Here is a 777-nt window from a genome sequence, read left to right as displayed (position 1 = left end):
GTTAACCTTGCCACTGAATATAAGTCGCTGACCCATTATACAAAAGGTACGCAGTCACACCACGAAGGTGCTCCTACTGCTTGTACGTACACGGTTTCAGGTTCTATTTCACTCCCCTCACAGGGGTTCTTTTCGCCTTTCCCTCACGGTACTGGTTCACTATCGGTCAGTCAGGAGTATTTAGCCTTGGAGGATGGTCCCCCCATATTCAGACAGGATATCACGTGTCCCGCCCTACTCGATTTCACGCTCGATGAAGCGTCGGTTACGGGGCTATCACCCTGTATCGCCAAGCTTTCCAGCTTGTTCACCTACTTCAACGAGTGCTTAAGGGCTAATCCAGGTTCGCTCGCCGCTACTACCGGAATCTCGGTTGATTTCTTCTCCTCGGGGTACTTAGATGTTTCAGTTCCCCCGGTTTGCTCTGTTAACCTATGGATTCAGTTAACAGTAACTGCTTATGCAGTTGGGTTTCCCCATTCGGAAATCGCAGACTCAAACGGCTCTTACTGCCTTATCTGCGCTTATCGCAAGTTAGTACGTCCTTCATCGCCTCTGACTGCCAAGGCATCCACCGTGTACGCTTAGTCACTTAACCATACAACCCCAAAGGGTCTTTGTTAAACAACCAAAGTTGCTATCTCATTATTTGAATGAGCGAGATAGCGTTGATTTTGCCGGACTCAATTTCGAATAGTCACTTAACAGTGACATTCCCAAGAACACTTGAATGTGTTTGTTGGTGTTTGTCTTAAAGACAAACATTGAGAACTTTAC

At 47.0% G+C, this 777-nt stretch carries 1 rRNA gene; it reads right to left on the bottom strand.

The window, feature by feature from the left end:
• Positions 1-598 (bottom strand): 23S ribosomal RNA (locus tag CIK04_RS31785); the annotation flags it as partial.
• Positions 599-777 lie beyond the last annotated feature (179 nt).

The organism is Vibrio sp. 03_296 (genome assembly GCF_002265885.1).
The sequence above is the reverse complement of the archived record's forward strand: the minus strand, read 5'-3'. Positions and strand labels throughout refer to the sequence as shown.